Origin of the sequence: Devosia sp., from assembly GCF_040509215.1 — a bacterium.
Lineage (GTDB): Bacteria > Pseudomonadota > Alphaproteobacteria > Rhizobiales > Devosiaceae > Devosia.
Genome location: NZ_JBEVLL010000155.1, coordinates 1 through 7,127, shown reverse-complemented (window position 1 = coordinate 7,127; position 7,127 = coordinate 1). Strand labels below are relative to the sequence as shown.

The window sequence follows — 7,127 nt, the reverse complement described above, 5'->3', positions numbered from 1 at the left end:
AGCGCCTCCGGCTCGATTTCCCGCTCGAGGTCGCCCTGAGCGGACTGCAGAGAGCCTGAATAGGCATTGGCCGTCGTCATGGCGTGGTCGATTGCGGAATGCACCGCCTCGATGCGCACTTGCATGCGCTCGGAGACGGTCGACATGCGATCGTTGACGTCAGATTTCAGGAATTCGTTGTAAAGCGTCTCGGCCAGACTCGTCGACGGCGACTCGCCGGTGGCGAAAATGGCGTTGATCCGGTGGTTCAGTGTGGGATTGACGCCAGTCGCATAGGTGTAGAGCAGCTCGTAGAACTGCGGGTAGGGCGGAATGCTGCTTTTCTTGAGGAGGTCGAGCGCTGAATTGGCATAGCCGAGCGCTCGCTTGAACTCGTGATCCGACACAGCCTTCCTCGCGCCCCGTTGCGCCGACCACCGGCAACTGCAGTTTTACTTTGAAGTCATTTACAAGTCATAACGGCAGGCAACACATTGTGTCGACCGGCAAATTTCCTAAACTGGCAGTATTTTACTCAGATTCCTGTTCGGCAGTACGCGTTGCTCGAAGCAAGAAGGCCGGAATGGGACCTGCGTCGCCAAATGGCGAATCAGGAACGATATCCGAAACCGGCGCCGACGTGTCCTTGGGCTTGCGCCGAGAGTTACGTGACGGTGCCTTTTCAGCCGCAGGCGTTGCCGCGGAGGCTTCTGGTGCAGCGGCTTCGGTCTGGGTGGGGCGCGTTGGCGCCTTGCGACGAGAGGAGCGTGCGGGACGGGCCGCTGGCGCTTCTTCATCTTCGCCCTGGCCTGATGCGACAGGCGCAACGTCAAGCCAGTCGATAGGCTTCTGAATCAGCTTTAGAATGGCATCGAGGTGCTTTTCGTCGCCTGGGCCCACGAAAGTATAGGCGGTGCCGGCACGTCCGGCGCGACCGGTGCGACCAATGCGGTGCACATAGTCTTCAGCGTGAACCGGCACGTCGAAGTTGAACACGTGGCTCACTGCGGGAATGTCGAGACCGCGGGCGGCGACATCGCTGGCAACCAGCAACTTCAGGTTGCCGGACTTGAATGCATCAAGCGTTTCCGTGCGGCTCTTCTGGTCCATATCACCATGCAGGCCGCCGGCGCTGTAGCCGTGACGCTCCAGCGAGCGGGCGAGGGTGGCCACGTCGCGCTTGCGGTTGCAGAAGATAATCGCATTGGTCAGGCCTTCGGCAGCATCAACACGGGCACGCAACATGGCGCGCTTCTGATCAGGACGCGACGAAACCTTGACCAGCTTCTGGTCGATGGTGTCAGCAGTCGAAGCCGTGCGGGAGACCTGCACGTGCACCGGATCCTTGAGGAAACGCTTGGTCAGGCGCTCGATCTGCGGATCCATGGTGGCCGAGAACAGCATCGTCTGGCGACGGGGCGGCAAGCGCGAGCAAATCTTTTCGATGTCGTCGATGAAGCCCATGTCGAGCATGCGGTCGGCTTCGTCGATGACGAGGATTTCGACGCCGGTGAGCAGGATCTTGCCGCGATCGAATTGATCGAGGAGGCGACCCGGGGTGGCGATCAGCACGTCCACACCGCGATCGAGCTTCTTGTTCTGATCTTCGAAGGACACGCCACCGATGATCAGCGCCATCGAGAGACGATGGTTCTTGCCGTACTTTTCGAAGTTTTCGGAAACCTGCGCAGCGAGTTCGCGCGTTGGTTCCAGAATGAGGGTGCGGGGCATGCGGGCGCGGGCGCGTCCGGCCTCCAGCAGGGTGAGCATGGGCAACACGAAGGATGCCGTCTTGCCGGTGCCTGTCTGAGCGATGCCGATCAGATCCTTCTTCTGCAGAAGGTGCGGGATGGCTTGCGACTGAATTTCAGTTGGTCGCGTATAGCCGGCCGCTGCAACAGCGTCGGTAACTTTGCTCGAAAGGCCAAGGCCAGAAAAATCGTCGGTCAACGTCAGAGATTCCACTCGTGGGTCGTCCGGGTGGCTGAGCGAACCGAAATGTTCGGTACGGCGCACCGCGGAAATCATGTGCAAGGCCCGTGCGTTGGGACTGTGGCCCTAGACCCAATGTCGAATGGAGCGTCGGATACTTGTTTTCCCGCGCGGGCCCGTCGCCGGGCAGAGAAGACGCAATAGTAAAAACAGGTAATCCGGCAAACCTTGCGGCGCGGACCATAGCGCAAAGCCCTTGCGTGTCAACGGTCTTGCCCGTTTTCGGCCAGATGCGGCGGCTTAGCTCACTTTTGCAGAGCTGGTCCGCGCTACGACGCGCGGCGTAACGACGAAATGTTCTGAATGAGAACGGCCATCTATACGCTCGATAAGCAGGCGAGTTGCTTGCAAACCTAGCACTTCGCCTGACTGGTCGATGCTGGTGAGACGGTTTTGCGAGAATTCGCAAAAGATCGTGTTGTCGTAGCCGACGATGGCAATGTCTTCCGGGATCGACAGGCCGAGTTCTGTCGCGACGCTGATGGCTTCGAACGCCATGAGGTCGGTCCAGCAGAAAATGGCGTCCGGGCGATCCTTGCCCTCTAGCAGGCGCCGGAGGATGAGTTGCACCTCTCGAAGGACCTGCGGAGCGCGCACGATATTGATCGCGCTTCCGAGGCCTTGCTCGGTCATCTCCAGACGGTAGCCGAGTTCGCGCTGGTTGATCACCGTCGAAACGGGCGCTGCAAGGCTGAGCATCGCGATCTTCTTGTGACCATTCTGGCACAAGTGGCGCACGGCCAGGCGGCCGCCGAGTTGATCGTCGTTGTTGACAGTATCAAAGCGTGCATCGGTGAGATCGTGATGTCCGATCGTGACTAGCGGGGTGCGGTCGGCAATGTCATTCAGCCGCTCATTGGTCTCGTTGGGGCCGATCAGGACCAGACCATCCATCTGCCGGTCGATCATCGCTTCGACAAGGGATGAGGCCGATACGCTAACCCCTTGCATCGCTTGGTAGCGCGTGCGTTCGAGAGCCGAATTCACGCCGGCGAAAATGTCGGCAAAGAATGGGTTGCGAAGGTCGGGGAAGACGAGGCCGAGCGTGTAGGTGCGGCCACGAAGGCCACGGGCCGACGCCAACGGGCGATAGTTGAGCTTATCCATCGAGGCCTGGACCTTGGCGCGCAGCGCGTCGCTGACGCCGTAGGCATCCCGCAGCACCTTGGATACCGCAGCCACCGACACCCCCGCGTCACTGGCTACTTCCCGAATTGTAATACGCGGCGTCCTCACCGGGGCCTTCTTGGTCATGCTGTCCTCCGCCTCAGTCTTCGCACCTATTCTAAAAAAAGCCTATTGCGAAGATCGCAAAAATGTAGAACGCTACACGTAGAACAGTTTACAGCCGCACCAAGCGGCTTGAGGAGACTACCAAGTGCTGAATGAAACCGCGGCAGAGCTGGCTTCCAGCTCACGAGCTTCCACACGCGCCTGGACTGCCAAGATGGTTCGTCCGCTCGCTGACAAGGGTGTCGGCACTCCAGCGAGCTTTGTTGCGAAGACCTTCAATCTCGACAGCGTCTCCGGCGCTGAAATCCTCGATATTACGGCGCTCGGCCTCTACGTTGCCTTCATCAATGGCAAGCGCGTCGGCAATGATGTGCTGACTCCAGGCTGGACCGCTTATGACGCGCGCCTGAGCTATCAGACCTACAACGTGGGCCCTCTGCTTGTTGCCGGTGAAAACCGCATCGAGATCTGGCTGGGTGACGGCTGGATGCGCTCGCAGCTCATGTGGGGCAAGGCGCCCATCTACAACGTCTGGGGCAGCGACATTGCCGCGCTGGTGGAACTCCGCGCCAAGGCAGGGGACACCGATCCGGTTCTCGTGACCGATGCGTCCTGGGAAAGCGGCGAGCTGCCGATCCGCAAGTCGGGCATTTATTTCGGCGAGACCTTTGATGCGCGTATCGCGCCAACCGTTTCCGCCGGCACCGAAATCGTCGATTTCAACGATGTTCGTCTTGTGGCCCATGAGACGACGCCGGTCCGTGAGCTGGATGCGCTGACCGCCGTCAAGACCTGGACCGATGCCGAGGGTCGCACGGTTTTCGATTTTGCCCAGAACATCGGCGGCTACGTCGCTATCTCGGTCAGCGGCTCTGCCGGTGCCAAGGTTGTCGTGGAGCACGCTGAAGTGCTCGACAAGGACGGCAATTTCTACAACGTCAATTATCGTACCGCCGAAGCCACTCTTACCTACACGCTGGCAGGGCAGGGGACGGAAGAATACCGTCCGCACTTCACCTTCCAGGGTTTCCGCTATGCCCGCGTGACCATCGAGGGCGATGCCAAGCTCATCGACATACAGTCGGTCCCGATCAGCTCGGTGACCGAGCAGAAGGCGACCTTCACCTCGGGCAACAAGCTGGTGAACCGCCTTTTCCTCAACACGCTCTGGAGCCAGCGCGGCAACTTCATCGAAGTGCCGACGGATTGCCCACAGCGCGATGAGCGTCTGGGTTGGACAGGCGACGCGCAGGTTTTTGCTGGTACCGCCGCCTATCTTGGCGAAGTGCACGGCTTCTTCCACAAGTGGGTGCGCGACCTGATGGTCGATCAGCGCGAAGACGGCGCCGTCCCGCACGTTTGCCCCGATCCGACCCGCATGCAGCCGGAACACTATCCGGGTTTCTATGGCTCGACCGGCTGGGGCGATGCCATCTATCAGGTCCCGTGGCAGGTTTACCTCCACTACGGCGACAGCGCTTTCCTCAAGGAAGTGCTGCCGAACATGATCCGTTGGGTCGATTTCGTCTGGTCGATCAGCGATGGCCCGATTGTCTCGCCGCCGCGCGAATGGGGTGCTCGTGGCTTCTCGTTCGGCGATTGGCTGCAGCCCAAGGGCCCGAGCGCCAAGCCGCTGCCGACCATCGGCGACGACGCTGCCGCGACGATCTATCTCTATATCGCGGCCAAGCAGGTTGCCGATATTGCCGAGATCGTCGGCGAAGCGGCGACGGCCAAGCGCCTCGGCAAGATGGCCGCCGACGTGAAGACCGCTTTCCAAAGCGAGTTCATCACCGTCTCCGGTCGCCTGGCCTATGACGACCAGACTTCCTATGCGCTGGCCATCGTTCACGACCTGATCCCGGCAGACAAGTACGAAGCAGCCAAGGGTTACTTCAAGAACACGATCGCTCGCGCCGAAGGCCGTATCGGCACCGGTTTCATCGGCACCCCGGCATTGCTGCCGGCGCTGATCAAGATCGGCGAATGGGGCCTCGCCAGCGAAGTCTTCCTGCAGGAAGAAGTGCCGGGCTGGCTCTATCAGGTGAAGATGGGCGCGACGACGATCTGGGAACGCTGGGATGCGATCCAGGCGGACGGCTCGATCTACAATCCGCAGATGAACTCCTACAACCACTATGCCTATGGCGCCGTTTGCCAGTGGCTCTTGGAAGGGGTTGCCGGCTTCCGTCCGGACGAGAAGGACCCGGCGTTCAAGACCATCGTCTTCGAACCGCTGATCCTGCCCGAACTGTCCCCGGTCAAGGCCGACCACGACAGCCCGGCCGGCAAGATCCGCGCCGAGTGGACCATCACCGGTGAAGCCGTGCGCTACGAAATCGAAGTGCCGGCGGCAAGCCGTGGCGTTCTGCGCCTCGCTTCCACCTATCGCGACGCCACGCTCGATGGCCAGGCCATCACTGCGGGCCAGGGCACGGCTCTTTCGGCCGGCAAGCACGTCGTGACCTTCAACTACACAGCACCAAAGCGCGAGGAGCGCCAGAAGTCGCTGGTGAACGCCAACACGCCTTAAGGCGCGTACCTGAACTTTAACCATGGGCCCGCAAATGCGGGCCTTCCAGGGAGGTAGACTATGACCAAGACCAAACTTTTCGCCCTGACCGGCGCCAGCCTGCTCGGCCTGATGATGACGGCAAACGCCGTCAATGCCCAGCAGTCCGGCTACCTGTCGTTCCTCATCGACAACGGCCCGCCGTCGGTCGCTGGCGCTGAAGCCTGGGTGGCCGCCTATACCGAGAAGAACCCCGACGTCACCATCGACATCGAAGTGCGCCCCGGTGGCGGCGAAGGCGACAACATCGTCAAGACCCGTCTCGCGACCGGCGCCATGGCTGACGTGTTCTTCTACAATTCGGGTTCGCTGTTCCAGGCGATCAACCCGGTCCAGAACCTGCTGCCGGTCACCAATGAGCCCTGGCAGGCTGGCATCCAGGACAGCTTCAAGTCGGTCGTATCGGCTGGCGGCGAAGTCTATGGCACGCCCTTCGCTCCGGCCATGGGCGGCGGTATCTTCTACAACAAGCCGATCTATGAAGAGCTTGGCCTCGAAATTCCCAAGACCTGGGATGAATTCATGGCCAACAACGAAAAGATCAAGGCTGCCGGCAAGACTGCCGTAATCCAGACCTATGGCGAAACCTGGACTTCCCAGCTTTTCGTTCTCGCCGACTTCTACAACGTCCTGACCGTCGAACCCGACTTTGCCGAGAAGTTCACCGCCAACGAAGCCAAGTTCGCGACCTCGCCTGCTGCCGTAAAAGGCTTTGAGCGCCTTCAGGAAGTCTACGAAGCTGGCTACCTCAATGCCGACTTCGGCGCTGCAACCTATCCCGACGGCATCCGCATGGTTGCGACCGGCGAAGGCGCACACTATCCGATGCTGACCTTCGGTATCGGCGCTCTCGCAGAAACCCAGCCGGATCACCTCCAGGACGTCGGCTTCTTCGCCCAGCCGGGTGACGATGCCGCAACCAACGGCCTGACCACCTGGATGCCGGACTCGATCTACATCGCCAAGAGCACGGCCGCTCCTGACCTTGCCAAGGATTTCGTCGGCTTCATCGGCTCGCCGGAAGGCTGCGATATCCGCAACGAAGCCGTGGGCGCCACCGGTCCCTACATGATCGCCGGCTGCGAACTGCCTGCCGACGTTCCGCCGGCCGTGGCCGACATGCTGCCCTACTTCCAGGAAGGCGGCCATAACGGTCCGGCTCTCGAGTTCCTCTCGCCCATCAAGGGCCCGGCTCTCGAGCAGATCACCGTTGAAGTCGGTTCGGGCATCCGCCAGGCCGCTGACGGCGCCGCTCTCTACGACGAAGACGTGCGCAAGCAGGCGCAGCAGCTCGGCCTTGCTGGCTGGTAATCGTCCCTGACCCTGCTTAGGCTCCGGAGGGGCAATCCCC

4 protein-coding genes and 1 pseudogene are annotated in these 7,127 nt (G+C 60.9%); 2 read left to right on the top strand and 3 right to left on the bottom strand.

All coding sequences use genetic code 11. The features are described 5' to 3' along the window. The 3 genes and pseudogenes from ABW043_RS08585 to ABW043_RS08575 all read right to left on the bottom strand — a co-directional run. Nucleotides 1-386, bottom strand: a pseudogene (locus ABW043_RS08585) (hypothetical protein); the annotation flags it as partial. A gap of 124 nt (nucleotides 387-510) precedes the next feature. Beyond that, nucleotides 511-1,929 carry a DEAD/DEAH box helicase gene (locus ABW043_RS08580; RefSeq protein ID WP_353920801.1) on the bottom strand — a complete coding sequence of 473 codons (1,419 nt, stop codon included), beginning with the start codon at nucleotides 1,927-1,929 and terminating at the stop codon, nucleotides 511-513. Between the two features lie 282 nt (nucleotides 1,930-2,211). Then, nucleotides 2,212-3,225: a LacI family DNA-binding transcriptional regulator gene (locus ABW043_RS08575; protein ID WP_353920800.1), complete on the bottom strand. Its 1,014-nt coding sequence runs from the start codon at nucleotides 3,223-3,225 to the stop codon at nucleotides 2,212-2,214. Nucleotides 3,226-3,418: 193 nt separating this feature from the next. On the opposite strand from ABW043_RS08575, the gene ABW043_RS08570 reads away from it, so the two are divergent. Together ABW043_RS08570 and ABW043_RS08565 are read left to right on the top strand one after the other, a co-directional pair. Next, on the top strand, nucleotides 3,419-5,737 hold the full coding sequence (locus ABW043_RS08570; protein ID WP_353920799.1) for an alpha-L-rhamnosidase: 2,319 nt from the start codon (nucleotides 3,419-3,421) through the stop codon (nucleotides 5,735-5,737). Between the two features lie 60 nt (nucleotides 5,738-5,797). Continuing rightward, entirely contained in the window at nucleotides 5,798-7,087 is a 1,290-nt protein-coding gene (locus tag ABW043_RS08565) for an ABC transporter substrate-binding protein (RefSeq protein ID WP_353920798.1), read from the top strand. Nucleotides 7,088-7,127: the final 40 nt, after the last annotated feature.

Excerpts from the sequence above, each read along its gene's own strand:
- ABW043_RS08575 (WP_353920800.1), bottom strand. The coding sequence starts at position 3,225 with ATGACCAAGAAGGCCCCGGTGAGGACGCCGCGTATTACAATTCGGGAA.
- ABW043_RS08570 (WP_353920799.1), top strand. The coding sequence starts at position 3,419 with ATGGTTCGTCCGCTCGCTGACAAGGGTGTCGGCACTCCAGCGAGCTTT.
- ABW043_RS08565 (WP_353920798.1), top strand. The coding sequence starts at position 5,798 with ATGACCAAGACCAAACTTTTCGCCCTGACCGGCGCCAGCCTGCTCGGC.